This is a genomic window from Enterococcus sp. DIV0086 (assembly GCF_050498705.1).
Lineage (GTDB): Bacteria > Bacillota > Bacilli > Lactobacillales > Enterococcaceae > Enterococcus > Enterococcus faecalis.
This window is the reverse complement of sequence record NZ_JBNIDN010000002.1, coordinates 206,385-230,535: the sequence shown is the minus strand read 5'-3', so window position 1 is coordinate 230,535 and position 24,151 is coordinate 206,385. Positions and strand designations below refer to the sequence as shown.

Annotated in this window: 24 protein-coding genes, 1 tRNA gene and 6 pseudogenes; 23 read left to right on the top strand and 8 right to left on the bottom strand. The window is 32.1% G+C overall.

What is annotated here, in order from left to right; all coding sequences use genetic code 11:
* The first annotated feature begins 10 nt into the window (after window positions 1–10).
* A complete protein-coding gene (locus IGI63_RS15190; RefSeq protein WP_429976169.1) occupies window positions 11–1,657 on the top strand; it encodes a BglG family transcription antiterminator in 1,647 nt (548 codons plus the stop codon).
* Between the two features lie 123 nt (window positions 1,658–1,780).
* On the opposite strand, the pseudogene IGI63_RS15185 reads toward IGI63_RS15190, so the two are convergent.
* Both IGI63_RS15185 and IGI63_RS15180 read right to left on the bottom strand, forming a co-directional pair.
* Window positions 1,781–1,932, bottom strand: a pseudogene (locus IGI63_RS15185) (IS6 family transposase); the annotation flags it as partial.
* A gap of 55 nt (window positions 1,933–1,987) precedes the next feature.
* A pseudogene (locus tag IGI63_RS15180) lies at window positions 1,988–2,239 on the bottom strand (IS3 family transposase); the annotation flags it as partial.
* A gap of 1,034 nt (window positions 2,240–3,273) precedes the next feature.
* Here IGI63_RS15180 and IGI63_RS15175 point away from each other — a divergent pair.
* From IGI63_RS15175 to IGI63_RS15140, 8 genes are all read left to right on the top strand, one after another.
* On the top strand, window positions 3,274–4,812 hold the full coding sequence (locus IGI63_RS15175; protein ID WP_429976168.1) for a BspA family leucine-rich repeat surface protein: 1,539 nt from the start codon (window positions 3,274–3,276) through the stop codon (window positions 4,810–4,812).
* Between the two features lie 43 nt (window positions 4,813–4,855).
* Entirely contained in the window at window positions 4,856–5,209 is a 354-nt protein-coding gene (locus IGI63_RS15170) for a hypothetical protein (RefSeq protein ID WP_429976167.1), read from the top strand.
* The gene (locus tag IGI63_RS15165; protein ID WP_429976166.1) at window positions 5,206–5,736 is read left to right on the top strand and encodes a hypothetical protein; all 531 of its coding nucleotides are present in this window, start codon (window positions 5,206–5,208) and stop codon (window positions 5,734–5,736) included. The genes IGI63_RS15170 and IGI63_RS15165 overlap by 4 nt, the downstream gene beginning before the upstream one ends.
* Window positions 5,737–5,805: 69 nt before the next feature.
* Complete coding sequence (locus tag IGI63_RS15160; protein ID WP_429976165.1) at window positions 5,806–6,819, top strand: DUF916 and DUF3324 domain-containing protein; 1,014 nt, start codon at window positions 5,806–5,808, stop codon at window positions 6,817–6,819.
* 556 nt (window positions 6,820–7,375) lie between these two features.
* Window positions 7,376–8,239 carry a LysR family transcriptional regulator gene (locus IGI63_RS15155; RefSeq protein ID WP_429976164.1) on the top strand — a complete coding sequence of 288 codons (864 nt, stop codon included), beginning with the start codon at window positions 7,376–7,378 and terminating at the stop codon, window positions 8,237–8,239.
* Between the two features lie 327 nt (window positions 8,240–8,566).
* Window positions 8,567–8,698, top strand: coding sequence for a helix-turn-helix domain-containing protein (locus IGI63_RS15150; protein ID WP_429976163.1), 132 nt, complete (start codon window positions 8,567–8,569; stop codon window positions 8,696–8,698).
* 3 nt (window positions 8,699–8,701) lie between these two features.
* A complete protein-coding gene (locus IGI63_RS15145; protein ID WP_429976162.1) occupies window positions 8,702–8,908 on the top strand; it encodes a hypothetical protein in 207 nt (68 codons plus the stop codon).
* A gap of 120 nt (window positions 8,909–9,028) precedes the next feature.
* A complete protein-coding gene (locus IGI63_RS15140; protein ID WP_429976161.1) occupies window positions 9,029–9,190 on the top strand; it encodes a hypothetical protein in 162 nt (53 codons plus the stop codon).
* Here the strand turns inward: IGI63_RS15140 and IGI63_RS15135 are convergent.
* Window positions 9,179–9,517, bottom strand: coding sequence for a hypothetical protein (locus IGI63_RS15135; protein WP_429976160.1), 339 nt, complete (start codon window positions 9,515–9,517; stop codon window positions 9,179–9,181). The two genes, IGI63_RS15140 and IGI63_RS15135, sit on opposite strands and share 12 nt — an antisense overlap.
* A 73-nt stretch (window positions 9,518–9,590) precedes the next feature.
* Between IGI63_RS15135 and IGI63_RS15130 the strand changes: the two genes are divergently transcribed.
* Window positions 9,591–9,833: a hypothetical protein gene (locus IGI63_RS15130; RefSeq protein WP_429976159.1), complete on the top strand. Its 243-nt coding sequence runs from the start codon at window positions 9,591–9,593 to the stop codon at window positions 9,831–9,833.
* Window positions 9,834–9,912: 79 nt separating this feature from the next.
* Here the strand turns inward: IGI63_RS15130 and IGI63_RS15125 are convergent, their stop codons facing one another.
* Window positions 9,913–10,119, bottom strand: a complete 207-nt coding sequence (locus IGI63_RS15125; protein WP_429976158.1) for a hypothetical protein — start codon at window positions 10,117–10,119, stop codon at window positions 9,913–9,915.
* Between the two features lie 78 nt (window positions 10,120–10,197).
* Between IGI63_RS15125 and IGI63_RS15120 the strand changes: the two genes are divergently transcribed.
* The 7 genes and pseudogenes from IGI63_RS15120 to IGI63_RS15090 all read left to right on the top strand — a co-directional run bounded on the left by IGI63_RS15120 (window position 10,198) and on the right by IGI63_RS15090 (window position 14,958).
* Window positions 10,198–10,869 carry a phage antirepressor KilAC domain-containing protein gene (locus tag IGI63_RS15120; RefSeq protein ID WP_429976307.1) on the top strand — a complete coding sequence of 224 codons (672 nt, stop codon included), beginning with the start codon at window positions 10,198–10,200 and terminating at the stop codon, window positions 10,867–10,869.
* Window positions 10,870–11,224: 355 nt separating this feature from the next.
* Window positions 11,225–11,419, top strand: coding sequence for a hypothetical protein (locus tag IGI63_RS15115; RefSeq protein ID WP_429976157.1), 195 nt, complete (start codon window positions 11,225–11,227; stop codon window positions 11,417–11,419).
* A 22-nt stretch (window positions 11,420–11,441) separates the two neighbouring features.
* Window positions 11,442–12,415, top strand: a pseudogene (locus tag IGI63_RS15110) (transposase).
* A gap of 1,028 nt (window positions 12,416–13,443) precedes the next feature.
* A pseudogene (locus tag IGI63_RS15105) lies at window positions 13,444–13,698 on the top strand (ArpU family phage packaging/lysis transcriptional regulator); the annotation flags it as partial.
* A 50-nt stretch (window positions 13,699–13,748) separates the two neighbouring features.
* The gene (locus tag IGI63_RS15100; RefSeq protein ID WP_429976156.1) at window positions 13,749–14,156 is read left to right on the top strand and encodes a NusG domain II-containing protein; all 408 of its coding nucleotides are present in this window, start codon (window positions 13,749–13,751) and stop codon (window positions 14,154–14,156) included.
* Between the two features lie 185 nt (window positions 14,157–14,341).
* A pseudogene (locus IGI63_RS15095) lies at window positions 14,342–14,513 on the top strand (transcriptional regulator); the annotation flags it as partial.
* A gap of 154 nt (window positions 14,514–14,667) precedes the next feature.
* Window positions 14,668–14,958, top strand: a complete 291-nt coding sequence (locus IGI63_RS15090; RefSeq protein WP_429976306.1) for a DDE-type integrase/transposase/recombinase — start codon at window positions 14,668–14,670, stop codon at window positions 14,956–14,958.
* A gap of 594 nt (window positions 14,959–15,552) precedes the next feature.
* Here the strand turns inward: IGI63_RS15090 and IGI63_RS15085 are convergent.
* From IGI63_RS15085 to IGI63_RS15075, 3 genes are all read right to left on the bottom strand, one after another.
* Window positions 15,553–15,678, bottom strand: coding sequence for a hypothetical protein (locus tag IGI63_RS15085; RefSeq protein WP_429976155.1), 126 nt, complete (start codon window positions 15,676–15,678; stop codon window positions 15,553–15,555).
* 265 nt (window positions 15,679–15,943) lie between these two features.
* The gene (locus tag IGI63_RS15080; protein WP_429976154.1) at window positions 15,944–16,144 is read right to left on the bottom strand and encodes an SHOCT domain-containing protein; all 201 of its coding nucleotides are present in this window, start codon (window positions 16,142–16,144) and stop codon (window positions 15,944–15,946) included.
* A gap of 210 nt (window positions 16,145–16,354) precedes the next feature.
* The gene (locus tag IGI63_RS15075; protein ID WP_429976153.1) at window positions 16,355–16,546 is read right to left on the bottom strand and encodes a hypothetical protein; all 192 of its coding nucleotides are present in this window, start codon (window positions 16,544–16,546) and stop codon (window positions 16,355–16,357) included.
* A 308-nt stretch (window positions 16,547–16,854) separates the two neighbouring features.
* Here IGI63_RS15075 and IGI63_RS15070 point away from each other — a divergent pair.
* From IGI63_RS15070 to IGI63_RS15060, 3 genes and pseudogenes are all read left to right on the top strand, one after another.
* Window positions 16,855–16,977 (top strand): annotated as a pseudogene (locus IGI63_RS15070) (LysM peptidoglycan-binding domain-containing protein); the annotation flags it as partial.
* A gap of 564 nt (window positions 16,978–17,541) precedes the next feature.
* Window positions 17,542–17,612: transfer RNA gene (locus IGI63_RS15065), tRNA-Met, on the top strand.
* Window positions 17,613–17,763: 151 nt separating this feature from the next.
* Window positions 17,764–18,048: a ribonuclease G gene (locus tag IGI63_RS15060; protein ID WP_429976152.1), complete on the top strand. Its 285-nt coding sequence runs from the start codon at window positions 17,764–17,766 to the stop codon at window positions 18,046–18,048.
* 743 nt (window positions 18,049–18,791) lie between these two features.
* Here the strand turns inward: IGI63_RS15060 and IGI63_RS15055 are convergent.
* On the bottom strand, window positions 18,792–19,037 hold the full coding sequence (locus IGI63_RS15055) for a hypothetical protein (protein ID WP_429976151.1): 246 nt from the start codon (window positions 19,035–19,037) through the stop codon (window positions 18,792–18,794).
* 2,988 nt (window positions 19,038–22,025) lie between these two features.
* Between IGI63_RS15055 and IGI63_RS15050 the strand changes: the two genes are divergently transcribed.
* The 3 genes from IGI63_RS15050 (at window position 22,026) to IGI63_RS15040 (ending at window position 24,015) form a co-directional block, all read left to right on the top strand.
* Window positions 22,026–22,175, top strand: coding sequence for a hypothetical protein (locus IGI63_RS15050; RefSeq protein WP_429976150.1), 150 nt, complete (start codon window positions 22,026–22,028; stop codon window positions 22,173–22,175).
* A 6-nt stretch (window positions 22,176–22,181) separates the two neighbouring features.
* Window positions 22,182–22,559, top strand: a complete 378-nt coding sequence (locus IGI63_RS15045) for an NUDIX domain-containing protein (protein WP_429976149.1) — start codon at window positions 22,182–22,184, stop codon at window positions 22,557–22,559.
* Window positions 22,560–23,400: 841 nt separating this feature from the next.
* Complete coding sequence (locus tag IGI63_RS15040) at window positions 23,401–24,015, top strand: hypothetical protein (RefSeq protein ID WP_429976148.1); 615 nt, start codon at window positions 23,401–23,403, stop codon at window positions 24,013–24,015.
* The last annotated feature ends 136 nt before the right edge of the window (window positions 24,016–24,151 follow it).

The following is a 24,151-nucleotide window of genomic DNA, read 5'->3' as shown; positions in this document are numbered from 1 at the left end:
CCTTCAGAATATGACGTCAGATAAGAAATCGAAGAATCTACCATTTGATATACTTATACGATTAATAGATCAAAAAGCCTGTGACTTTTACAAACTAGCAGATGAATTCTTCATTAGTGAATCTACGCTTGATCGAATAGTGAAAAAACTCAATATATTGATTGGGAAAAGTGATCAGAGGCTGATAATTAAACGGAAACAAAACCAGCTTTTGATAGAAGGGGATGAAGCTGCTAAGCGTCGTGTGTTTACGTTATTTTTAAATCGAGAGATTGAGACAAATAAATTGAGTTTAGACAATTATTCAGATTATTTTGAACAGGTTGATCTAACAAGCTTATCTAAAGTGGTTATGAATGTTCATCGAAAGGGAGATTTTTTTGTCAATGATTTCTCAATGATTTCATTTATTTTACATCTCGCAGTACTTTTGGAAAGAGTCAGCAAAAAAAGCTACTTGAATTCCTCTCGGGCTTCGTTAAAAGAGACTAAGAGTGATCAAATGACCTTGACTTTGGCGTTGGTTAAGGAATTAGAAATGAATCTTGGAGTTAAGATTCCAGAGCAAGAATACGTATACATTTATCGACTGTATTCCGGTTCTCTTGTTTCTGATGAAGATCTAGCTGGTAAAAAACTAAAGCAGGTGATTGAAGGCAGCTTAACAAATATCGACTCAATTTTTTTTATTGATTTTACGCATGATAAGAAAATTACGGATTATTTGATGACTCATGTTTTATTATTATATAAGCGTGCTATGCATAAACAATATTTGGTAAACCCGTTACTTGAAGAAATCAAAAGTAAGTTTCCTTTTGTTTATAATATCAGTGTCTATGCCTCTGGTTATCTTCAAGAGAAGCTGAATATTCAATTTCCAGAAGATGAAGTGGCGTACCTAACACTTCATTTTCTTTCAGCATTAGAAAATATCCGCGCTCATAAAAAGAAACGTGTACTGCTGATCTCTCCTTATGGGGTGGGAAATCAACGAATTGTCAGAAATCAATTGGATAAAATCCAGGAGTTTGAAATTGAACTATTCGTTGCGAAATCCATATTTTCGGTGACAAATGATATTACAAAAGAAAAATCATTGATTTTAACGACGGAAAAGTTAAATCTAACAACAACCGTTCCAGTTTATCACTATGATTCATTTTTGAGAGATGTTGATTTAAAGAAAATTAGGAACATATTGTTCGAAGAAAATCAGCCGTCTTCCGTTTTGATGACCTTTTTGAAGGAAGAGCTGTTTTTTCCAAAAAAAATGTTCACAGACAAAAATAAAGTAATCCGATTTCTTTGTCAGGAATTATATAAAAAGGGCTATTGTGAAAAGAACTTTGTGGAGAAGGTACTGCAGCGAGAAGCATTATCCAGTACGGATTTTGGTGATTTTTATGCATTGCCTCATGCCGTCAAACGTGAGGCAAAACAAAATGTGGTAGCCATTTGCTCACTGGAAAAACCGTTACAATGGAAAGAAAAAAAGGTTAGATTAGTCTTGTTGTTGGCCTTGAAGGAAGAGCGAGATAATTCCTATGAACAGCTATTTGAAGAACTTGTATATGTGCTAAATGATGCATCACGAGTAAAGAAACTTTCACGGCAAACAAGTTTTCAAGAATTTATGGCAATCTGTCAGAATTAAGGAGAATAAATAATCGGCTCCATGTGCCCCAAAAAAGCCTGAAATTATTTTAGATCTGTTGATTCGTTTAGGTTCTGTTGCTAAGTAAAAAATTAATCAGGCGTCTACTTGTGTTAGTGTAAATTAAGATGGAATTTCCAGTAATATTTTGATTTTAGTGCGGACGGAATAGCCAAAAAGAGTCCTTTCTTTTCGACTTTTTTATAGCTTCTGTATATGGTTTCCATGTCTTTAATCTTGGTTGAGGCGGTGTGCAAATTTTGATAAAATTTATTCCATCATTTCACTTGGATTTGAGTCAATATCTTGTACACATTTTAGCAGAGACGGTTATGTAATTGTTTCTTTTGCCAATCTTTCAAACTCTTGTGCAGTTAGATAGTGAATCGAGCTGTGCATTCGATTACGGTTATAAAATTCTTCAATGTAGCTAAATAGCGCACAATTTATTTTTTCAAAATCTGAGTAATTCGTTGTATATACTTCTTCCTTCTTCAACGAGGCATGAAAAGATTCGATTCCTGCCTTATCATAAGGTATTCCTTTTCTACTATAGGAATACCTTATTTTGTTGTTTTCAAGCCATTTTTCTTAATCGGAATGTGGGTAATGTCAGCTGCCCATTTCTCACATAAGTAAAAGACTGGTAGTGCCCAAACACCCCAAGATAACATCAAGCGTCATAAGAAGATAAAACAAAAAAGCTGTTTTTTTGGATAGTTAGTACCTGGCGTTGTTCATCTAGACTTGGAAAGACGTACAAATAATGGACCAATGCTTTTTTTATAAGCAGATACCCATCTTCTATCAAATGTAAAAAAAATTTCCACCGCTCGCACGCTAAAATACCCATAATAGCCATAAAAATATACGAAAGAAAAAGATGGTGGATTAGTAGCTGATTGTATGCACAAACCAATAGAATAAAAATACCTAAGCAATTATCTATTCTAGTGATGGCATTATACGTGTGTTGGATGTCAGTGGGAACTAGCTTAATCTGTTGATTAACAGAGAGAATATCTTTTTTTCCTTTTACAATGCTTTTCTTGAAAGAGTACAATTGATAAGCACAGTTACCTATCTTCAAAAAAGAAAAAAGCACCAAAAGAAGAAAAAATATCATTACTAGGATAGTATTTTCCGTAAAAAAATTATCGGACATAAGAACCCCCCTTAAAATTCACCCTCTTGTAGGTAATTTTAATTTATTTTTGTCTCTACGAAAAAGATGTCTAAGATTTGATACTAACATCAATGTACTTGTTAGAAGACTTGGTAATAAACTACTTTTGCTTTTTAAACTTTGCTAGTTCATACATAATTTATAATCTATTAAATCTTCATATATTTTCGTTTGTAGCAATTGTTTCCAATTTGGCCGAAATATTCTTTTCAAAAATTCAGGAAACGAATTGTGTTATTGAGCTAAACATAGCTTTTTTTTTCCTTTATAATAAAGAAAGTTCAGAGGCCTTTGAAAAAATTTTATATTTTAAACAAGTAGTTTAGTTATTTTTTATCTTTGACAAGAAAAAATCTAGTGTTGATAACGTCGTATACATTTTTTAAATCCTGATAAATCGAAATTTTCAATCAATTCAAAGAGGTGCTTTATGAAAAAACAAAATCTTTTCTTGTTAGTTACTCTAACGGTAGGCTTGTTACAACCAATGAGTATGGTATTTGCAGCACAATCATCAACACTAAATCAGACGACTCTAAATAAAGGGGGAAAAACGTCATTATATTCTACGATGGAAACTACTAGTGGAACTGAAAATGTACTAACTACCGCTACCACAACTGAAAGTTCTGATTCAACTATTAAATCAAGGACAGATGTCGTTCCAGCCGAAACAACGAAGGAGACTGCTACAAAAACCTCCAAAATTCCAGAAAGTTCAGAACAACCGTCTACCACAAGTAACACATCTGATTCAAAAGCTAAAGCAAGCATAGATAATTCAACCGAAAATAGTTCAACTATCAATGATCATGAAATCACAAATGAAAATGTGGCTATTACTTGGGGAGATATCAGATGTGCCTGGGACTCTAACACACGTACATTAGGATTATATGGAAAAGGGAGCTTAAAAGATGTTAAAAAAGCTCCATGGAAAACGGGATTTATTCAGGCGAATGATATACAAACTATTTCTTTTGTAGGCGTTGATGATAGAGCAAAAGCACCTAAAGATTCATCAAATATGTTTGCAGATCTTCCTAATCTATCAAAAATTATTTTGTCAGGACTTGACACTCAAGATGTTAGCAATATGAGAAGTATGTTTTCAGGAGATACTTCTTTAACTAATTTAGATTTGAGTAGTTTCAATACTCAGAATGTTAACGAAATGAGTGAAATGTTTTCAGGAGACACTTCTTTGAAAACTTTAAATTTAAGCAGTTTTGATACGCAAAAACTGGATGACAATGCTATGTATTGTATGTTTGATAAGGCGAACAGTTTAAATGAACTAGTTTTAGGTTCAAACTTTAAATTTGAAGTTAAGAAGAGCGTGTCATATAGCAAGCTAGTTAACCCACCAAATAATGAAAAATATACAGGAAACTGGCAAAATATTGGCAAGGATGGAACAAAAGAAAATCCGGTTGGAGAAAATATCTGGAGTACAGAAGAATTTGTTACTAACTATCAAGGAAGTAAAGATGCGGACATCTATGTCTGGCAGCCGAGGAGTTCTGCTGGGTCTTTTGAGTGGTCTGTACCAGACAACTTTATTTTTACGGATATAACAATTTCCAGTAAACCCCAAGAGTCTTCATTAAAGGATGCTAATCAAGGGAAGACGACTTTTATAGATACGTTACCTCGATTAAGTAAGCAAAATAGAAAAGTGTTGGTTTCTTATGACTTAAGTGATCCTACCACTGCAGATTGGATAAATTCAGGAGTGTCATTAAGTCTTAATCCTAAAAGTACGAGTCCATATATAGAAGCTTTTTCTGTTAAGGTAGATTCGAAAGTAACGCCTTTAATTATATTTAATGAGGATAAAAAAGAGTCTTCTTATTATTCTGGGAGTATTGATGTTTTACCAAAAGTAACGGTTCCTCAAAATATTTTAGCTAAGAGATATTCAGTAGTTATTGATTGGGTTATTGAACAGAGTCCTAGTAAAGACTAGTAAAATAACAGTAGAAAAGGCAGTTAGAGAAAGGAGCGAATAAATGAAGCGCTTGGTTTGTAGCTTTTTACTTATTCTAGGAGTCGGATGTTTGTTTGGAATCTCCGCACAACAAGTTACAGCAGCAATGCCTTCACAGACGGACGTGGTAGTTACGATCAAAGAGGCACCCCCGGTTGTTCCAAATGCGAATCAAATGGTTCGAGGAGGGGAATCTCCATCAAGTATTCGGGGGCATACGGAATCAATTAAAGATAAGGCATATTCACAGTATCCACGAACCAATGAAGAGCAGACTTCGCGGTGGTCAGTCCCATTAGGAGCTTTGCTATGTTTAGCCGCTTTATTACTTTTTCACTATGATAAAAATAAAATGGAAAGAAGGAATGGATTATGAGAAAAATGATTTTAAGTACGGTACTTTTAGGAGGACTAATGGGGACTATGTTATTCATTCAAACACCCGTCCATGCGGCAGAGAGCAACAAAACGGAAGCGAATATCACGGTTAATGGTGGTGGGCTAAACATTGAAGAGTTAAGAAAAATTAACTTCGAGGCGATTACATTGAATGGCCAAGAACAAACCTCACAACCAACAGAGCCAAAAACCCCCACTTTAACCATCCATGATTATCGTGGAAAAACAGATGGCTGGTCGTTACAAGCAGGGTATGAAAAAGATAAAGCTCTTGGTGGAGGAATGACGTTAAAACTAAATCCTTCATCCGATCAAGGAGGAACAGTTTCTCAAGTATCTTTAAGTACTACAATGGCTCTAATTTATAAGTTAACAAAAGCCGACTTAGACAAGCAAGATACAAATCTTACCTTGAACCCAACTATTGATGTTCCAGCAAATACACCTGCTACAAACTATACAGGAACGATTGTATGGAATGCGGTAGAAGGAGCACCAGCATAGAGAAACAACTAAAACGAAAGGGAGCTATTCTCTAACGAGAATGGTTCTTTTCATTAAAGGGAGAACATCATGAAAATAAAAGTTATCAATTTTTTCTCTATCCTACTATGTTTAGGAATGCTCCAGCCAGCAGTAGGTCATGCACAAGACAATTCCTCTGTGGAACAAGCAAATAACTATAGTATCTCACCTAGCTTTGGTGCAACACAAAAGAAAGAAACAACCAATTTTTATGATATGAGAGTACAACCTAAACAAACGGATACCTTTCAATTAACCATTACTAATCAAGCCAAACAACCGCAAACCTTTCAAGTTATGATAACTACTGCTACAACCAATCAAAATGGGATTGTAGATTACACCAAGACAGATTTTCCAAAAGATCCATCGATGACACTTGCGATTAAGGACCTGATTACGATTGACCAACCGAAAGTCACGATTCCTGCCAATCAATCACAGACAGTTCGCTTCCGATTGACGATGCCTGATCGCGCTTTAACAGGAATTTTGTTAGGTGGGGTGGTGGTGCGTCCAATCCAAGAGAAGAAACAAGGCGAAGGTATTCAAAATGTCTTTATGCATACCCTAGCAATCCGTGTGGATCAAACAGACGACCCCGTACCAACAAAAGTGATTGGTGGTGACGTGACGATTGGTCAAAATAATTTACACAATCAAGTGTCGATGGCCTTACGCAATCCAGAACCAAAGTTGCTCACACAATTGGAAGGAACCTTTACAGTGACCAAAAAAGCCCAATCAAAACCACTAGCACAGAAGAAGCAGAAAGACCTCAGTATTGCACCTAATAGTTCATTTACCTTACCTTTAGCATTGGATCAAGACTTTAAAGCAGGAGATTACACCTACACGATTTTATTAAAAAATGCGAATGGAGAGTGGAAGTTCTCAAAAGACTTTACAATTAAGGCAAGTGAAGCGAAAAAGTATAACCAAACGTCCGTTGATCACACCAAATCTCCATGGGAAAGGTGGGCGCTCTACGGAGGAATTGTTCTACTGATTTTAATCTTATGTGGGCTATTCTACTATTTAGGAAAGAAAAAGAGAAACTGACCGTATGATATATATACATATGGGGTGGAAAAACAATGAAACGATTTGTTGTATTAACAAAAAATAACTTGTCTCATCAATTATTTTAACAGCTCATGTAGGAACTTACTTATGAGCTGTTTTCTTCTCAGTCATTAATTAGAAAGTGTTTTTAAAAATACTCTAGAGCGAAGCATCAATGATTTTATCAGGGATAGTTACTAGTTACACAGTTCTTAAAAGAGTAATAGAAAGCACGTTACTAAAACTAAAAATCTATGCTCTACAATTATCTTTTCAGTAGAAACTTTGTTGGAGATCGACAAACAAGATGAAATGAAATATCCATTATCGACCATGCTATTACGGATTAACGAAAAGCCCAGTTAGCTACATCTACAAGGTAAACTAATTCGATTAGTCTGGGGTAAGGTTATTATTTTTATCATATCGTTCCTCCGCACTTTGAGAATGACTGCCATTTTTTTGACTGATATATGATGCCTATGTGACAAAAAATGATCAGAAAGAGTTGTATAAGATATTTTTTTTATGAAATACGAAGGGATTTGGAAACATGTCAATTGAAAAACTAGAGTATTTTTATGTTGTTGCTAAATATGTTAGTCTTACTAGAGCATCCCAGGAACTTTATGTGGGGATCTCATCGTTGAGCTCTGCAATCAAAAGCCTTGAAAGTGAATTAGGATTTGATTTATTTGTCCGTCAAGGAAAAAAATTAGAGCTTAGTACAGCCGGAAGAGAGATTCTTCCATATGTAAAAAAAATTCTTGAGAATGTAGAAATGATTCGTTCTTCACTTTATGATAAACTGAATCAGTTTTCATTTAAAGTTGGAATCAGTGAAATTGCCGTACAAACGATTACTCACAAGCAAAATGTAGAAGAACAAGCATACAATTTTACCTTCGTTAAAAGTACGCCACTGGATGTTTTGAATAAATTAAGGAATCAGGAGATAGAATTAGGAATTACTAGTAATAAAGTGGACGATCCACAGTTTGAACGAACCTTTTTATTCCAAACGGAGGTATTAATAGCCACGAGCTGTACGCTAATATCGAATCATGTACTAGTAGGGACAGCTCAGACGTTGGAAAACGTACCGTTTCTTATTTTAGAAGATCATGTAGAACATGAAACATTGACAAAAATGGTTACCAATGTTCTTAAAATAACCCCCACTTTTATCTATTGTGCAGATAGCTTAGGTATCCATAAATGGTTGTGCGCCAATAAAGGGGTATTAGTAATTCATTCCACTGAAAAAGAATTACTAGAAGATGAGACTATTAGATTTCTTTCACTAGAAAATCAAATTTATATTGATTACTATCTGTATAAGAACAAAAGTTATCCTTTTACGTTTAATGTGGAGGGAGCTAAAAATTACTTAAAAAGCGCCTGCAATAAAATGTGATCAATGGTTCTATTATAAAGTTTTCCAACAAGTACAAGGCACTTATGGCAAGTATCGAGACAAAAAATACGAATGTAAGTGATTTTTTATTCTTTGTTCTGTTTAAATTAGAAGTTTTATCCAAATCTTTAATAGTGATGTTGGTTTTCTTTTTCATAGATAGAACACTTTCACTCAATAACTATTTTATACGTAAATTTGTAAAACGATTATTACTTTATTAAGTTTTCCTATTCATTTAGCTAATAATGAATATGGAATTGCTTTATGAACGAATAAAACAACTTTGTAATAAAAAAATTATCAGTTTACAAAATTGAAAGAGCTTTGAATTTTTCAAATGGAACTATTTCTAAATGGAATAATTCAATGCCTTCTGCAGAGAATTTAAAAAAAGTAGCCGAATATCTTGGGGTAACATTGGAATACTTACTAGAAGATGAAAAACAAGAGGTGTAACCTATGCCACAAGTCACACTAACTAAAGTTATTGAAGTTGAGCAAGCACGGATGGCGAAGGACGAAGCAATCGTTTACTTTGGCTGTCAAAACCACAAACCAACGTTTCAAGCTTTGTTGAAAAAATTTAAAGAGCATAAAGATTTTAAAGATGACTACCGACTTGTTACTTCTAATATGCCGATTATCAATATTAAGAAATTTGATTAATTTTTAATCTGGCACGCCAAGAATAAGTACAGACGGAATAATAGGAGGAATAAAAATGAACATTATAGAAGCTCTTTTAGAATCAAAAAAAAGGGTAAAGGAATCATCAGAGAATGTGATTTGAATAATGGTATGGATATGGTTGTTTTACCAACAAACCGAAAAACATGTTGTATATTAATACCTATAGTTGAAGATAAAAAGGATGCATCCAACATAGGGACCTACTGGGATCCTACGCTGGATGACTTGATAGCTAAAGATTGGATATTAGAAGAGTAACTTTTTTAGTGAAAGAATCGAATTTGTTATTTTTTTGATATTATTAGCAAACTTGTTTTCCATTTCTACGATAGACTTGTCTGTCAAGCAAACTCTGAAAGGCTTACTGCTTGCCCATTTATTGTCAAGAAAATCATTTTTCCCAAGTTCTCTACAGGAATCTAAAAAGTCTTCATACATCATATACGGAAATAAAGCATCGTGAATAGTCTGACCACTGTTCATATTTTTAGCTTCTGATTTTGAGATTCCGTTATTGATTTTGTCTAAGTACTCTTTATACAAAGTTTCTAAAACAAACTTAGATTCATTGGTTAATTCATCCATTATATTTACCTCCCTTCCGCAAATATCATACTGCGGGTGTGGAAATAAAACAACCAACTTACGAGGAAACAAAATGGTAGCAGTAAATTTTGATAATGACAAAAACCCAAAACGAATTATTTTTGAAAGTGATGCTTGGAAATTAGTAATAGACAAGGAAGGAATTGTATATAAAAGCGAAGCTTCAAAAAAAGAAAGTCAATTTTTAATCGCTGGAAAATATATCACTACTGGGGATATTGAAGAATTAGTCAATCAAAAGTTAACGCCTCAAGAAATAACTAAACAAGTCATGTTATTAAAATTAGATATTTAACAACAAGCTGAACAAGCATTCAGCCAAACGCTAAAAGAAACTCCACAATGGTTGCAGCCATTGCAGAGATTTTGAAAAGTTATTGAATGTTTAGATACAAAATATCCTTGCCTGCTATCACGACAACATTTTCACCTTTGAATGTAAAAGTAGCATTATCAATTAGCTTTACAGAACTGATCTTTTCAGCATCGTGATTTTTCCATTCGTGATGTGCCGTAGTAAAGCTCTCGAAAGATGGAACCTGAATATTTTTACCATCTCGTAAGAAAATATCTAGCAACATAGAGTGCGCCTCCATTCATAATTTATTTCAGCAGACCACTTGCTGATAAGAAAATTATACCAGAAAGAAACCGATCGAATGAATGAATTAGTAAGAGTCACATCGAACGAAAATGATGAACAGCTCGTTAGTGCAAGAGAGTTGCATAAGAGCTTAGAATTAAAAACACGATTTAGCCAATGGGTAACACAAAACTTCAAACTATTTAGAAAAAACATCGATTTTACAAGTGTAGTTTCAACTGCGGTTGTTAATAACGGAGCATTGCGAGAATTACAAGATTATGCGTTATCCGTTGAAATTGCAAAACATATTGTTATGATGACGGGTGCACCAAAAGGGTTTGAAGTTAGAGATTATATTTCAGTAGAGCAAGCATGGAACAATCCGGATGTGTTTGTCAAACGTGCAGTGCTGATCCAACAAAAGAAAATTGATACCCTTCAACTAGAAAATCAAGAGTTGAGACCCAAAGCATTATTTGCTGATGCTGTAGACGCAAGTAAAACATCCATTTTAATTGGTGACCTAGCTAAGCTAATTAAGCAAAATGGTGTTGATATCGGTCAAAATCGTTTATTTCAATGGCTACGTGATAACGGATGTTTAATCGCTCGAAAAAGTGAAAGCTACAATATGCCGACTCAGCGATCGCTTGAGCTAGACATTGCAGAAATTAAAGAACGAACACACAACAATCCAGATGGAAACATTCAAATTAGTCGAACGCTGAAAATTACTGGCAAATAGCAAATCTACTTTGTCAATAAATTTATAGAAGAAAAGACTGCTTAGGGAATAAATTATTACTTTTTAAAACAACGAGGAAGTGTTAACTATGTATATTAGACGAGAGATACCCATCAGGGGAACTAAAAAAGAGGGTTAGCAAATTTACATCGACACTTGCTGCATCGAACGAGACAAGCTTAAGGGATTGCCTACGTAAGGCTCGTAATAAATGTCCTATTATTTGGCTATATTATATGGATATGATTATGAAAAAAAGACTAACAAGGACGGTCATCCAAATTAGTCACAGACAAAATTAAAGTAACTATATTATAACATGATTATAACATATATGTTTTTTTGGGGGGAGGTAATGATTGATATTACTGGATTAAACGATTCTATTCATGAAAATATGTTAGCTTACGAACAAAATGAAGTAGTCAAAGCCAGCCACACAACTTCAAGCTATGGACAAACAAGCGTAGTGGTCCGTAAAAGAAGGCTTACACATCAGTTCAGAGCCTTGGCTCCTATACTAGAAATACGGACAGATTGTTCGCTATAATCTAGTAAAGGAGTTTTTTATTATGCAAACCCAAAATTCAGCTACACGGTATTCACAAGAATTTAAAGAATCGATGGTTTCTCTGAATCAGACCGGGCGATCTGCCAATTCACTGTCGAAAGAATAAAATGTCAGTGTCTCGACAATCAGTAAATGGATACGACAAGCAGATCCCAATGACAGAAATGTTCTTTCGTTAAGGGGAAATGGGAATTAGTAACCGAAAACAAACGCTTAAAAGAAGAGATAGATAGTTTAAAGCGAGCAGCGTTGTTTCTGGCAAAAAATTGATCAATAAAGGGCGAGCCACTGTATTAAGGGTGATTCGTCTTAATTTAGAGACTGGACAACCGCATTACCCGAATTTTGCAGGTTTTTGCTATTCCTCACTCTACTTACTATGATTATTTGAAGTAGAGGCCGAGTAAATCCGCACAAAAACGCCAACAATTTAAGGAACAGGTCTTAAATTGTTGGTTGAAGTACCTGATGTACGGGTATCCACGTAACGTAAAATACTTTAAAGAGGTGTTAAATCTCTCAACGTCCGAACTTAATAAAAAAATTACACAATAAGTCAAGTGTTTTATTAACAGATATAACATACATTCCAGTGAAAAAGAAGTGGGTTTACTTAGCCAGTCTCTATAACCCTGTAACCCGTCGGTTTGAAGCATATAAGATAGGACGGAACATGACAAAAGAATTAGCAACGAGTGTGATTCAACCGAACATCCTAAAAGTATTAGAAATAAAAATTATTCATAGTAATATACAAGTGATGTGTTTGAAAAAACGCTCAATCATTGTGAGGTTAAACATGCCTATTCCCGTAAGGAGTGCTCTGGAGATAATGCACGCATCGAAAGCTCTCATTTGATTTTAAAGAGAGAATATGTGAATTCCTAGTCTTTTCAATCGCTTGAAGAATCCATTATTGGGATTGATCGCTATATCCGCTGGTATAATAATGAGCGTATTTCATTGGTTGCTTAAACACCTATAAATAAACGTGCTCACCGTTTTTAAAAATTTCACTAAAAACGGTTTTTGAGCTGTCTTTTATCCAAAAAAAGAATGATTGAAGTTAGATTGGCCTGCTTTATCTATCCATTTTTGATAGAAAGAGTAGGACAGAAAACTATTTTGAAAAGTATTCGTCTTTTTTTGTCCGAAGCCTTGACAAAGGAGCCCAACGTATTTACCTTGGTAAACATGCATGTTTGGAACGTTTCATGTGTCAATATAATGATGTGGCTTTGCCAGATAAGTATATAACTATTATGATAGGCATGAAGGCGCATACGATAAAATTATTAATGCTATATTAAATGACTGCGAAGTCGAGAAAGAACCACTTTACTATGCCGATTTTATAAATGATGGGGATGTGTACAAACGATTAATTCTGGATCATGAGAACGGTAAATACAATATTGTTGACTTTAATTGGATTGGTTCAAGAAATGTTCACAGAGAAAGAAATCAAAGCAATTAACGAGCGCTATTGGCTGTTTAAAGAGGAAACAGGCAATTGATTACAACATATTGTATGCGAAAATTAGTTCCCACTAGATATTGTGGATAAACCTGTGTATATGTGTATAACAAAAAAAGCCAACCGTCCACTGGCTGACTAAAAGAAATATTATACCTGATAAAAAGCCAGCCGTTTTCCGCCGACTGGCTAGACGAAAAAGATTTGTAAAGAAGTGAATAAAGCTTCCTACACGATTGTTATACACCTTTCGTCGGAAAAATGCAAAAATCTAACTGTTTTCCGCCAATTGCCTCAAAAAAATGATGACTTATCCAAAATAAACCACCAAGAAAGTTACTACTAGTATACCATGGAGGTGGAGAATTTGCGATTATTTACTGATATTGATGAAAAAAACAAAACAGAATACACGCAATATTTTAAAAAAATATAGATGGTTGCAAAGAATTGCTGGTACGCCCCAATTTGATATAACATCACCGACAATTAAAGAAGTGTCTACTCAGAAAAAAATACTCATCATTCTCAACAGCGCTTTATTAGAAAAATTGATGCGGAAAAAGAAAAATTAAAAATAGATAATGTATTAGTTAGATTGTCATTGATAAATAGACAATTATTATATTATACTTACTGCAGTATTGAAAAGAAAACCAATGTTTGGATTGCTTCAGAATTAGGTTATTCGGTTAGCAGTGTTGAAACTTTAAAATGTGTAGCACTTCTTGAATTTGCTGAAGTATATGATAATGGAAAACTTGTAGTTTGGAATATTTAAAAAGTTGAATGTAATTTTTTTAACATAATATAATAAAAAAAGGTGATGAAATGAAGGCAGTATTGAAACAATTTAAGTTGTATGACGTTATACTAGTTGTATTATGTATAATATTATCTTTAGTTCCGCTAGCAATCTTTACTGCTCAAGAATTAGGTCAAAATGAGACCGTAGCAAAAATTGCTATTATAAAAATACATGGCAAAGAAGTAGACCGATTTGAAATTGATAAAATTGATCATTTTGAAAAAACTTATTATCCTGCAAAGGGACAATATAATATTATAGAAATACAAAAAGGTAGGATAAGAGACAAACAAGATAATAGCCCAGACCAAATTGCTGTAAAAACTGGTTGGATAAGTAAAAAGGGTCAAACGTCTATTTGTATTCCTCATGACTTAGTAATAGAAATTGTGTCAAATAAAAATGAAGATGATGCCTATCCTATTTATTAATTATGGTTTTTTAGTGGTTTTATGGCAGATAAAGTTATAAAACCAATGATATTATACTAGTATAGAAAAATATGTAAAATACAAAACCGATTGCAGATTAAGCAATTTGTTTTGTAATATTTTATGGATCAATTACGCATAATGATATCTAGATATATTTAAAGAAAGTAGGAGATGATGATTAGTTGTGGACGTCAACATTCAACTATATCAAAGATATTTTAGGGGGACTATTACAAAACCGATGACTATATTAGGCAACGAGAGTTAGAACTACAGCATCCGTATAAAGAAACGGACATCAATGGTGATATTCAAGGTAAAGGAACTAATTCGGCTACGACTAAACGATTGGCTATTCCTCGCTCCGCTTACTATGATTATTTGAAGTGGAAGCCGAGTAAATCCGCACAAAAACGCCAACAATTTAAGGAACAGGTCTTAAATTGTTGGTTGAAGTACCCGATGTACGGGTATCCACGTATCGTAAAATACTTTAAAAAGGTGTTAAATCTCTCAACGTCTGAACTTAATAAAAAAATCACACGATAAATCAAGTGTTTTATTAACAGATATAACATACACTCCAGTGAAAAAGCAGTGGGTTTACTTAGTCAGTCTCTATAATCCTGTAACCCGTCGGGCTGAAGCATATAAGATGGGACGGAACATGACAAAAGAATTAGCAACGAGTGTGATTCAACTGAACATCCTAAAAGCATTAGAAATAAAAATTATTCATAGTGATATGGGCAGCCAATATACAAGCGATGTGTTTGAAAAAAACGCTCAATCGTGGTGAGGTTAAACATTCCTATTCCCGTAAGGGATGCCCTGGAGATAATGCACGCATCGAAAGCTTTCATTCGATTTTAAAGAGAAAATATATGAATTCCTAGTCTTTTCAATCACTTGAAGAAGCCATTGTTGGAATTGATCGCTATATCCGCTGCGTATTTCATTAATTGCTTAAACACCTATAAATAAACGTTCTCACCGTTTTTAAAAATTTCACTAAAAACGGTTTTTTGAGCTGTCTTTTATCCAAAAAAAGAATGATTGAAGTTAGATTGGCCTGCTTTATTTATCCATTTTTGATAGAAAGAGTAGAATTGAAAATTATTTAGAAAAGTATTCGTCTTTTTTTGTCCGAAGGTTTAACATAGGAGCCATTATAGATTAAATGCTTTTTAACTACTAGATAAAATATTTCATTAATTTTGATTTGGACGTGTTAGAGTATACGGCTCATAACCGCTCTGTCACAAGTTATAACGAAAGATAATAACATAAAAAACGGACAAATCATCTTATGTATATTAGGTCAATAGTTGAGAGAAGTATTGGCCCGGCTAGTGCATCGGAAAGTATCTGGAAATTTAATCCGCACACTTTTTTATTTTTCAAAGAAAGTAAAAATCAGAGCTGCACAAATAGAAATGATTAAAAACATTCCAATGTCATCATCTAATGTTTCAAAAACTTCAACAGGTTTCATAAAATATTTAATTATTTTTTTCATTGTATTCACCTCAAGAAGAGAATAGAACGAAATCTCCTACTTATCCATTGATATATCTAACGATTGACTTACAAAATTGAAACAAAAATTCACCAGAGGCAGTGGGTGTGACTATTATTATTATACAAAAAAGACCTCCATTATCTAAAGAATAAGTTTTTTTTCAAAGTCGCTTAGCAGATAAATCATTAAATCGAATTTATTATAAAATATATAATATAAAAGTGAACTGTGTGCTCATTTAACTAATAACTCATATAATCCATTATAAATCTAATAATTTCTGTTTCTTTTCATCAAATTCTTCTTGAGAGAGTATTTCCATATCTAAAAGTTCTTTTAATTTGTTCAAATTATCAAATTGGTCTATTGCATTATCACTTGATGTCTGTGTTTCTATGCTATCCAATATATAGTTTAAACCACCTGAAAGTTTCTTTACAGTGGTAGCCATTTGCTTATACATAAATTTTGACTTTTCAATTTTTAAAGTTATTAATTTTATGAATTTAATAGGTTTAGGACTATTTTTAACGTTAATCATTATATCTAATTGGGAACAATAATTTTTATCTTCTTTTTTTATTTTTGATGCTCCAGTAATCGCAGTACCTGAAGCTCCAAATAGTATTCCACCTAACGCCGCTCTTCCTAAGCTTATGCCTCCAGGAGTAACTCAATTTCCATCTTCGATTAGTTCAAAGTTAATTAAATCAGTATAATTAAAAATTTCATTTTTATATTTAAATAGTTTTCTTGTTTCATCTATTTTTATAGGACCATAAGAGCTAGTTTCTGTAAATTCAATATCATCTTTCTTTTTATGCTTGAATAAACCCATAATTTTATCTATCTTTTCTTTCTTCAACTTTTCTTATTCTTCCAGTATCATTTATCTATTCTTAGAATGAATAAATACTTCCTTGGTAGCCTATTTACTAACATCTAATGTTTTTTTCAACTTCTTTCCAAACTCTAACGCACACTCCGGCTTATTAATTTAAGTTAATGTTATCATTTAATAAAGATTTTACAAAGAGAAATATTAAATACATAAAATGACCATACTTATCAGAAAAAAGGAGTGAAAGTGAAGAAACTAGAATTAATATAAATGTTAATTTAGAAAATTTAAGATAAGTTAACGATTACCAGAAAATAAAAATCTAAAAGTATCAGTTTGGTGATAACTTATCAAGTGTTGCGGCTAAACTTGGTACGACTTATCAAAACTTAGCTTCCTTAAACGGATTAGCAAATTCTAACTTGATTTATCCTGGTCAAACATTGAGCTATTGATTTTTTTTAAAATCTGTTGAAATTTAAAAAAATTTGATTTAAAATATAGTTACCTTTTGATATTTCCATATTTTGACCTTCTTTTTATGAAGAATATAAGAAGGGTGCTCCTATCTTTTCCCAAGTCCTAAGATAGGAGCGTTTTTTGTTGAAATATATCGAAAGCTTGTATAAAATAAACTTAGATTTTTTTGATAGGGTCACATGGTTTTCTCAATTTGACGAAGCTCTCTATATTCTGTATAGAGAGCTTTATTTTATGTTGAAATTAAAAGAGAAAGAGTTAAAAATGTAATTGCCTAAATGTATTACTTTTCAAGTTTACCCTCTTGCCGCCTTTCCCAAACAAGGCGGCATCTTTTGACATAAAAAATATTGAACTCAAAAAACAGATATTTTAAATATTGATACATATTTAAAACTCTTATTTTTTCATGTAGACCGCCTTTCCCTAACAAGATAGTCGTTTTTTGTTGAAAATTGAAAATCAGTAAAGTAAAATTATTATATATTTAGTTATAGTCAGTAAAAACTATTTTATTCTAAATAAAGTGGTTCTTACTTGGACCATTAGCTCAGCTGGTTAGAGCAAATGGTCCATAACTGTTCGGTCAGTTAGAGTTCTTTATGGTCCATAAAAAATTAGAAGGTGATTACTTTTAATATTTTAAAATATTCGTTTTACTTATTAATATCTATTATTATTAAAGGAGTGGAAAAAATATGGATGAACAATCAAGTTGATTTGTTCCATAAGAGATAAAAGGTTGGAACAGAGGAGCTTTTATGTATAATATTTTTTGGGGATTAGGCAATAAAACTTATTTGCCTTTAATGTGCTTAATACCAATATTCAATATAGTATGGATATTGGTATGCGGTACTAAAGGTAATGAGTGGGCTTGGAAAAAGGAAAACTACAAAGATACAGACGCTTTCTTAGCTGTTCAAAAAACTTGGAATCGTGCAGGAATTTTTCAGTTTGTTATCACGATTATAGCTTTAGCAGGATATATTTTCTTTTTATATACACTTACTAAATCAACACTTGATAGAACTTATAATTACTAGCTTCACTATGAAACAAAAAGACCATAGATCACTAAGAGCTAAGGCTTTTTATTATCCTCAAATTTATTATGAGCATAAACGATTTCAACGAATACAGCGATGATTAAAATCATTAAAATCGGCATGGGTAAATCACGAATGAGTAATTCAAAATCGAAAATGATAAACAGCTTTCACTTTTTTTAAAAAACTATACCACAACCATAAAATAGAATAAAACAAAAAACCACCAGAGGCGGTGGCGTGAGTTAGTCTTCGTCAAAATCGAGTTCAATTTGACGAGCTCTTTTTATATGTTCTAAGACTTTTAAAAGGGTGTATTTAACTTTTAATCCGTTCTCGGCTAATCGTTGTTCCATTAGTAGGCGAACTCTAAGCGTGTCGCTTGCACCAAATTGCTGTTAATTATCGCTTACTGATTTTAGAAATTCTTTATCAGCTATATTTGCCTAAAAATGGTTTATCACCAGAAGTAAACTTCAATTTTTCACCAGCAAACGAAACACTTACAATCTGTAAGAAAACGTCACTTTCTGAAGTAGGTAATTCTTCATCCTTAGAAGGTGGGATAAAAAAGATTCCATATCAGATTTTGAAACAGAAAGAGAAGTTTTTTTCTCTGTTGAAAATTCAATGGTGCTTAATCCGTCGACTTCCAATGGCCTGACAAACTCTTTTACTGATTTTCTAAATTCGATATTTGTATAGGCTTTGAATGCTTCTTTTGATGTAGTAACAGAAGTTTAGTCGTCCAATGTAATTTTCACTTCACCTGAAGGTAAATCTTTTTTTGACTTAATAATTCTTTTACCTACTGTTTTAGTAAATAAAATTGCTCCGTAAACACCATCAAATATTTCAATTAAACTCTTATGCGCTTTGCTCTCTTTTCCATTAAGTAAGTCAATTGCTTGAGTTAACAAATCACCACCATTGCCTAATATTAAATCTACAATGAAAGAGCCTTTATACGTAGCTTTAATGTCCAAAGAAACAGGTTGTTAATTTGGATAAGTAATTTGTTACACTTCTTGAAAGGCTTCTGATAGCGCGAGTAAAGAAGGTGCTAGGTCACTAATTGGAGAATTCTTCCGTCCGATAGTGATTCGCCCGCATAGCGTACAGAAAATTCATATTTAGCCATTTGTCATCATCCTTTCCTCGCATTTTCTTTAATGATAAAGCAATGAATAAGTTTTGATAACAGAAACTTTCTTAACATTGTAACAAAACGTTGGGCGTGACTACTATTTGAAGAGCATACTAGTGTAAAAGTTGTGAATGGTTGATTATGTATACAAAAAAACTCTGTTCTTTGCAGAATAAGGTCTCTTTTCGTAGTCACCTTAAGGGTAACCATTTAAGTTATCAATGCTATATAACACCATATATCAATTATGTGTTCGTCAAAATGAAGGGCAAAAAGGGGCAAAAGTTCTAAAAGGTTGCAAAAATTTGCAGAGTAAAAAAGTTGAAAATGCTGATTTGGCGTTTTTTTATAAGGGCATGGAAGGGTATAGGTATTAAAAAAACAATATACTCTATTAAACTATATAACAAAAAAGCCTAACAGGATTTTTTGTTATATAGTACATGATGGAGTGTCTGTTGTTGCTCCAATTTTACGTTAAACACCTGTTAGGCCATATTCAGTTAGTAAGGAAGTTCTCAAATTCCCACGCCTTTCTTTCCTGTTTTTAAAACTTTAATTCACTTACACGCAGCTTTTCTGAGCGTGTCAATCAGCCTCTTTTCTTCCAAATATTGTATATAACGTTTCTTTAAAAAATCTCTACTTGAAAACTAATTATGGGAATCTTGATTCCTTACATTTATATTATACAAAAACTCCAGAATAATGCAAGCGATTACATGATTTAAGAGTATTTTCAATTTTTATTATTATATGTTATTATAAAATTGATTTGAAAACGTTTACCACAGGTATAGTAAGGATAAAGTGTGAGTAACTGGTAGAGTAGGTTATATTTTGAAGTAAAGTAGTTGTGCTAGGCAATGAACTTTTGGGTATGATTCTCTGTTGGAATATCTATTCAATAAAAAATGTACTCTAATACGAAGTGATATTAGAATATTAGAAAGAGAAAAGATATTATTACTAGTTTAAAAGACGTGCACATTGTTGCTCATTTAGAAAGACGTGTTGAAAATTTCGCATGTACTATAAGCAAAGATATTACTTGTGATACGATTTTTCAAGGAATACGCGATCTATTGGAATATTGCAAACTTCAAGAGGTTATCATTTTAATTTCGATTCTAACTATAGTTTATATGGAGATGAAACTAAAATCTTCAAAGAAAATTGGATTTTAAATTTAGTGGATTATTATGTTGAAATAAAATTAAGCTTAGAGGGTGACTCAACAACTTATAAGAATGATTTCAACTGTGTTTGGTGTATTAAGCAGAATCAGATTTGATTTAGCAATAAATATTATGACTATCAATAGTTTTCTAAATAATGAGATAAATGTATACGGTATTAGTCAAGAACGTTCGTTTTTTCATTGTGAATATATAGTGAAGCCGTCAATTTTTTAATAAATCTAGATACTGATTGCTCTAGATTAGACATATATAATATTAATAATACTGATCATAATTATATTATTTTTATAGAAGGTAAAATCATTTACTCCTCTTCTAATCAAACACCAATGCTTGAACATAAAGATGATATTTATAAAAGAAGCTACAACGTTTCTTTTAATAATCTTGAAAATCTTGGATTTACAGTGAGAAGAGAATTAAATTATGCCATTGAATCGGAAATAGTATCTTCTCTTTCTCTGATTTGTGCAATAACTTTTTAAATTGTTAAAAAGATGTATTTTGAGAAACAAATTAATGAAAAACCAGCATTTTGGGATAGTCAAAAAAATTCTCTGCGGGTATTTTTGGAGCAACCCTTACTTCTCAGTATATTAAATTTATGAAAATTCATTTAATGAATTTTTTTCTACAAGCATTTAAAAAATAGATTCATAGAAGAATATAAATCAAAGATAAGTAACTATCTTAAAACAAAAATATCTTAGCAGTCTCATCTGGAACAACCGATATCATCTTATCGCATAAAGTTTTAGTACTAGGAATTGGCAATTAAGTTATTGTTCCAAGTTTTACTTTTGTATAACTATTCATATAATTATCCAAGTAGGTGAGTTACAAAACCTATATTTTTTAATTGCTTGGAAAATTTTTTTATTATTGACCAAAATGAAGTAAAAAAGACAGCCACAGACAAAACAATATGTATTATATAAGTTCATATTTTTGATATTCCTAAGAAATAAATTCTTTAGAAAAAATAGTAAAAAAGAATAAACTAAAAAACAATTTATGATACCGCTCATACTTTTGGGGAAAAATTGATGAACAGCCTAAACCGTAAGTAATTTCGGAGACATTTCTGTTTTTAGTACGTCTTTGAAAAAACTCTAGTTATGGAGGAAAGCGGACTCGTGACTAATTCTGATTTTAAAATTTCTGAAAAAATTTGTTTAGCGAGTATGAGAATCCCAGAAATTATAATTGTACGGAGGCTGGAATAAACGGTAGGTTAAGTGAGACTGTATCTATAACAAGAATAATATCACTAGATGTATTGGAGGATTTGAAAAAAGAAGCATAAAATTGAAAATTTATATCAGTAATTTTTAAGTAAAATTAATGGTGTTAAACTTCAAGAAATTATTAGTACTTATAAAGATATGGGAATAAATGTGGACTCAGAAGTTTTGTATTGGCTAGAGATACTATAATCTAAAGTCATTAGACTTAAAAGTAATCCCTTAATGGAACTACTTTTATCGTGCAGTTCTCAAAATGGATTGTTATAAACAATACTCACAATCAGTGCTACCAATAACGGAAAAAATCGAAAAATATATGCAATGATTTAAACAGCATTCAAGGATATACTGAACAAATAAAGGAAAATGGAGGTTGCCATGAGTAATCAAAGAAATTATGTTCATGACATTCGAAAAAAAATTGGTCATGACCCACTAATATTAATAGGTTCAAATGTAATTATTCAAAATAAAAATGACGAATTTTTATTACAAAAAAGAAATTCAAACTCTTGGGGGGCTTCCTGAGGGTTAATGGAAATAGGAGAAAGTCTTGAGCAAACAGCAATTCGAGAAGTGAAAGAAGAGACAAATTTGGATATTGAAAAATTAAAACTAGTTAATACATTTTCAGGAAAGAATTATTTTTTTACATTAGAAAATAAAGACCAAATATATGTTGTTACTTCATTATATAGAGCAAAGCGGTACAGTGGAACGATGATTCCAGATGGCACAGAAACAAAAGAGTTAAAATTTTTTCTTATGAAAACTTACCGGATGAAATTGAGGATGAATATCTTTATTATATACAGTTTTACATGGGGGTTGTACATGAATAAAAAATTATATATTTTTGATTTTGATGATACTATTGTTAATTCTTTGCCCTTTGCTTTCAATGTTTTCTGATTGTTTTCTTTACGGATAATAATCATATTTTACGAGACAGTGAAATAGAAAAAATGTTTGGCTCATCATAAGAATTAATTATTGAAAAATATCAGGAATAAAAATAACGTAAAGAAAGGAATAAAACTTTTTTATTTTTATACGAAGAACTTCATGATATTTATATACAGAAACAGACCTTAAAAGAATTTTTAGAGTGGGTTAAATTTTTAAAAAGAAATAAGCACCATGTCTGCATATTTACCGGTATATGAAAAAATATTCTAGAAGAATATTAAGCTACTAAAAACAATGGAGGAGACTTTAAGTTATTGGTTAAGAAATTGAATACCTTTGGAAAAGTAGTTATCGCGATTATATTGTGGCTTTTGTGGTTAAAATACGCTTTCAATCTAGTATTCATGGTGAACTTTCTAAAATAATAGTTTTAATTGCAATTGTTTACTGGCTTATTTATATACCTATAAGCCAAAATAAAATTGAAAAATTATTCCATCAAGGATGTAATCATTTTAATACTTGAAAAAAGTATTAAAAGCAATATGAAGAAGACTACACGATTAGCTACTCAGATTTTTAAGAAGCAAATCGTGTGCTATTTAGCTATATTGAAGGATTTTATAACCGGGATCTAATTCATAGTTCCATTCACTCTCTAATCTAATCCCACAGAAGTTTGAAGAGTTGTCAAAAGGAAAAATGGCGTAACCGTATCTACTAAAATGTGTCCAAGATATTGACTCGAATCTACCTTTGAGATTAGTTTATCCTATCTCAAAAGTTTTCTTAACTTCTATCCTAAATCCAATTCTATTTTCTAGAGTAGAAAGGTAGTAGTATCATGAATAAAAAAATAAGTATGATAGCATCATTTGCGAATGCAGCCGCTGTTTTAAGCTTTGCAGTATCAATGATTTTTGGAAATTTTTATACTAGTTGTCTAAGTTCGACTTTTATCGCTTTTAGTTTTGTAGCTATGATATGTGCATATACTTTTTATTCCAAACAAGAAATGAAACTAGCAGGAATTATTTCAATAGGATTTGCAGTTATGTATGCAAATCTGATTTCCATTGTTTATTTTGCACAGATAACAACTATACAGAGAGGTGGGCTAAGTGTACAAGCAACCAATATTCTTGACTATCAAAAGTTTGGTTTATTCTTTAATTATAATATGCTAGGATATGCTTTAATGGCTTTATCTACTTTCTTTGCAGGACTGACTATCAATAATGTAAGATCTAAAGGCGATAAGTGGCTGAAAGCCTTACTATTAATTCATGGAATATTTTTTATTTTTTGTTTTATATTGCCTATGCTCAATTTATTAACCCCTGATATGGGTGGTTATGAGTTAATAGGGACTGCTGTATTAGAGTTTTGGTGTATTTATTTTCTTCAAATCAGCATATTATCTTTTTTGTATTTTTCTAAAGTTAAGGAAGAGCCATAAGCAAAACATAATGGAATTAACTATATAAAAATCATAGTATAAATAAATAATTTTAATAATGGTATTATTTATTTTTTGATATATAAAATTGAAGATATTTATGACTTTCATCTATGTTTGTGTTTCAACAAAAGAA

Bases quoted from the DNA above. Each gene is read 5' to 3' on its own strand.
- IGI63_RS15190 (WP_429976169.1), top strand. From the start codon at position 11: ATGACGTCAGATAAGAAATCGAAGAATCTACCATTTGATATACTTATA.
- IGI63_RS15060 (WP_429976152.1), top strand. From the start codon at position 17,764: ATGTATAATATTTTTTGGGGATTAGGCAATAAAACTTATTTGCCTTTA.
- IGI63_RS15130 (WP_429976159.1), top strand. From the start codon at position 9,591: ATGGTAGCAGTAAATTTTGATAATGACAAAAACCCAAAACGAATTATT.
- IGI63_RS15120 (WP_429976307.1), top strand. From the start codon at position 10,198: ATGAATGAATTAGTAAGAGTCACATCGAACGAAAATGATGAACAGCTC.
- IGI63_RS15165 (WP_429976166.1), top strand. From the start codon at position 5,206: ATGAGAAAAATGATTTTAAGTACGGTACTTTTAGGAGGACTAATGGGG.
- IGI63_RS15160 (WP_429976165.1), top strand. From the start codon at position 5,806: ATGAAAATAAAAGTTATCAATTTTTTCTCTATCCTACTATGTTTAGGA.
- IGI63_RS15050 (WP_429976150.1), top strand. From the start codon at position 22,026: ATGAGTAATCAAAGAAATTATGTTCATGACATTCGAAAAAAAATTGGT.
- IGI63_RS15080 (WP_429976154.1), bottom strand. From the start codon at position 16,144: ATGTATAAGCAAATGGCTACCACTGTAAAGAAACTTTCAGGTGGTTTA.
- IGI63_RS15100 (WP_429976156.1), top strand. From the start codon at position 13,749: ATGAAGGCAGTATTGAAACAATTTAAGTTGTATGACGTTATACTAGTT.
- IGI63_RS15155 (WP_429976164.1), top strand. From the start codon at position 7,376: ATGTCAATTGAAAAACTAGAGTATTTTTATGTTGTTGCTAAATATGTT.
- IGI63_RS15175 (WP_429976168.1), top strand. From the start codon at position 3,274: ATGAAAAAACAAAATCTTTTCTTGTTAGTTACTCTAACGGTAGGCTTG.
- IGI63_RS15115 (WP_429976157.1), top strand. From the start codon at position 11,225: ATGATTGATATTACTGGATTAAACGATTCTATTCATGAAAATATGTTA.
- IGI63_RS15145 (WP_429976162.1), top strand. From the start codon at position 8,702: ATGCCACAAGTCACACTAACTAAAGTTATTGAAGTTGAGCAAGCACGG.
- IGI63_RS15045 (WP_429976149.1), top strand. From the start codon at position 22,182: ATGGAAATAGGAGAAAGTCTTGAGCAAACAGCAATTCGAGAAGTGAAA.
- IGI63_RS15135 (WP_429976160.1), bottom strand. From the start codon at position 9,517: ATGGATGAATTAACCAATGAATCTAAGTTTGTTTTAGAAACTTTGTAT.
- IGI63_RS15125 (WP_429976158.1), bottom strand. From the start codon at position 10,119: ATGTTGCTAGATATTTTCTTACGAGATGGTAAAAATATTCAGGTTCCA.
- IGI63_RS15040 (WP_429976148.1), top strand. From the start codon at position 23,401: ATGAATAAAAAAATAAGTATGATAGCATCATTTGCGAATGCAGCCGCT.
- IGI63_RS15170 (WP_429976167.1), top strand. From the start codon at position 4,856: ATGAAGCGCTTGGTTTGTAGCTTTTTACTTATTCTAGGAGTCGGATGT.
- IGI63_RS15085 (WP_429976155.1), bottom strand. From the start codon at position 15,678: ATGAAAAAAATAATTAAATATTTTATGAAACCTGTTGAAGTTTTTGAA.